Origin of the sequence: Flammeovirga sp. OC4, from assembly GCF_000812565.1 — a bacterium.
Taxonomy (GTDB): Bacteria; Bacteroidota; Bacteroidia; order Cytophagales; family Flammeovirgaceae; genus Flammeovirga.
The window spans coordinates 1-2,465 of the sequence record NZ_JTAM01000150.1; the positions used below are offsets into that span (position 1 = coordinate 1).

5 protein-coding genes and 1 pseudogene are annotated in these 2,465 nt (G+C 40.0%); all 6 read right to left on the reverse strand.

Translation table 11 applies throughout. From position 1 onward, the window contains the following. Nucleotides 1-356, reverse strand: a pseudogene (locus tag PL77_RS29590) (hypothetical protein); the annotation flags it as partial. Next, on the reverse strand, nt 353-955 hold the full coding sequence (locus tag PL77_RS29595; protein ID WP_044213588.1) for a DUF6046 domain-containing protein: 603 nt from the start codon (nt 953-955) through the stop codon (nt 353-355). The gene PL77_RS29595 and the pseudogene PL77_RS29590, both read right to left, overlap by 4 nt. Continuing rightward, nucleotides 945-1,079, reverse strand: coding sequence for a hypothetical protein (locus PL77_RS32510; RefSeq protein WP_256380360.1), 135 nt, complete (start codon nt 1,077-1,079; stop codon nt 945-947). The genes PL77_RS29595 and PL77_RS32510 overlap by 11 nt, the downstream gene beginning before the upstream one ends. A gap of 50 nt (nt 1,080-1,129) precedes the next feature. Further along, entirely contained in the window at nt 1,130-1,453 is a 324-nt protein-coding gene (locus PL77_RS29600) for a hypothetical protein (RefSeq protein WP_044213591.1), read from the reverse strand. A 2-nt stretch (nt 1,454-1,455) separates the two neighbouring features. Continuing rightward, nucleotides 1,456-1,881: a hypothetical protein gene (locus PL77_RS29605; RefSeq protein ID WP_052444843.1), complete on the reverse strand. Its 426-nt coding sequence runs from the start codon at nt 1,879-1,881 to the stop codon at nt 1,456-1,458. Then, nucleotides 1,878-2,465, reverse strand: a 588-nt coding sequence (locus PL77_RS32145) for a DUF2586 family protein (RefSeq protein ID WP_044213594.1), incomplete at its 5' end; no start/stop codon positions are given. The genes PL77_RS32145 and PL77_RS29605, both read right to left, overlap by 4 nt.

The following is a 2,465-nucleotide window of genomic DNA, read 5'->3' on the forward strand; positions in this document are numbered from 1 at the left end:
CCAAGAGTTGCTTTGGAAAAAGTTCTGTTCGGAAGTGCCGACTTCAGCAAATACATTTCATCCTCACATTGTATCTTGATAGGATACCCCAACACAATATCACTTACGTAACCTTCAAAACTAGAAATAAGCTCATCGTTATACCCTAGCTCTATTTTCACTACATCGCCTTTCGAGAAATATTCCTCCACTTTCTTATCCTCTAAAGTGAGGTTACGGGGAATCTCAATTGTAGCTGTCGCACTCATTTGCTCTACATCTTTACGGACAACCACTTGATGTATTCCGGTATTCATATCCGAATCAAACTGCAATTTCCCAATTGTAATTCTTGAACTTAAAGTATAGACATTCATGCTTCTAAGAGTTTCACTTCTGGAGACTGTATACTTCTTGCCAGTATTGAGAATTGCTGTGTATCAGCATTCCCTTCTATAGGAGGTAAAGACAGATCCACGAAAACAATATTCTGAATCCCCAATACCTCAAGACGCTCATGATACGCTTTTGCTGTTTTGTGTTTTTCAAAAAAAGCATTTAACGCTCTCACCTGATTTAAGGGGTAATTGTGGTTTTCGTCATCCACTAGAATACCTCTGAATGATATTTCCCATCCACGGATATTGACCAGTTCCACTATTTCATGAAGCCCATTATTGATCGGTGTTGTGATTAAATGCTTTTTTCTTTTTGGATCAATTAAAGGAGTGATAGCAAATTCAAAACGATCAGAACCATCTTCCGATTCAAACACCAAGTTATCCACCTGCTTCTCAGTGTATACATCTATACTAGCTGAGTCTATTGCTTTTCTGTCCGCCTCTTTTTCTGAAGGAAGGGACGCTTCTTTGTCATTAATATTGATAGCCAAAGAAAGTGCCTTCTGCTTTGCCTGATTGGCAGTTAAAGAAAGTGCAGTACTGGTTACGTTATGTTGATTGAATTTAATTTTCACCTTTCTCCAATTCTATCCCTAAAACTCCTTTTTCTGCAAGCCATTGAATCTGTTTTGCCTTTTCCCAATACACCTCATCCGGTAATTGTTCCGGAAAAGGAATTTTGAAAAAGTAAGAGATCAAAGCGTTTTGTTTTCGAATGACGTCCCGGTTATCTCTTTCATTTATAGCGACTACAATTTCGTCACTGTCGCTTTGGGATAACTCGGGATCAATTCGAAAAGCTCATCTGTCACAAGGAAAAACAAGTCATCATGCTCTCTAACTTCCGCCTTGCCTGTCAATAAAGTATTCAAGATGATTTCTCTTGCTTTCTTCATTTGCTTATCGGCATAAGTCTCTACCTTGCAACGAGTATCTCGGTCAATCTTTTTGGCAATAAATGAATACTCATGACCTTCGTATTCTACTTCCACTTTAAAAAGTTGCCACTTCTCTTTCCAAGCTTTGATTTGCTCTTCGGTTGCCACCGGAATAAGTATTTTACCCTCTTTCATCTTTATTTATTGTATTGGATATCTAAAACAAATAAATCAAATTGCTTTGCCAGTCCCATTTCTCCAGTCACCTCACGACCTTGCGACTGGAACTTAGCAATAATCACATCGACGATAATATCATTATCTTCGTTAGCGTAAGAGACAGTAATAGGAAAGGGTTTAATCTTCATAAGATCTCTATCACCTCCCATAGCTTTTTCCAGTGCTACTACTTCAGACATGTAAAGTGTAATACTTGCATTGTAACTATACTTTCCTTCACTGTAAGAAGTAGGCTTGCTACTGCCCAAAGCATAGTTGAGCTGATGTTCTCGCTCACTATTATAGCTGATTTCGCTGGTCTCAATGATAGGAACACCCAAAATCGCTACCGTCACGTCAGCACTGTCATACGCCTTTCCGTTTATTTTTGCTACTGTACTCATAGTGATTGCTTAAGATTGATAGTTCCCGAAATCTGCCCAATATGCCCATAAGGAACTACTGCAAAATCTACCAGTAATTCTTTTGGTGGTGTAAGTAAATCCGACTCAGGATCTACCGCCGTTTGCGACGCTACAATTTCAGTAGCCGTTTGCATTCTCCCCAAAGCCTGATCTCCGATTGCTTCAAAGTATTTTGTAACAGCAGGAGCCAGTTGCCCCGTACTAGGATCAACAGCTTGTGTTGATTTTACCTTTGGAAGCAAGGCTGTACGTAGTGTCCTTTTCGCTTTGTTCATTGTTCTTCCTAGCGAAATCGAATGCTCATTCATATTGCCTTCTGCATCGATTACAATTGGCGTACATGTATGATCATCATTCCATCTCGCACCGTCCACACCTACGTATTTCAAAGGGAAAATATACCCTTTTGCATCCAATGTGTCCCATTGTGACTCTATGGATTTGGAGGTGACATGAGCAGAAATACCGGGAGTCAGCCACACCCCACGATTACCGTCCGTAAGGTTCATGGTCTCCACTTCTCCAATATTGAAGTTGACTGGTATTCTTGCAACACAACCCAG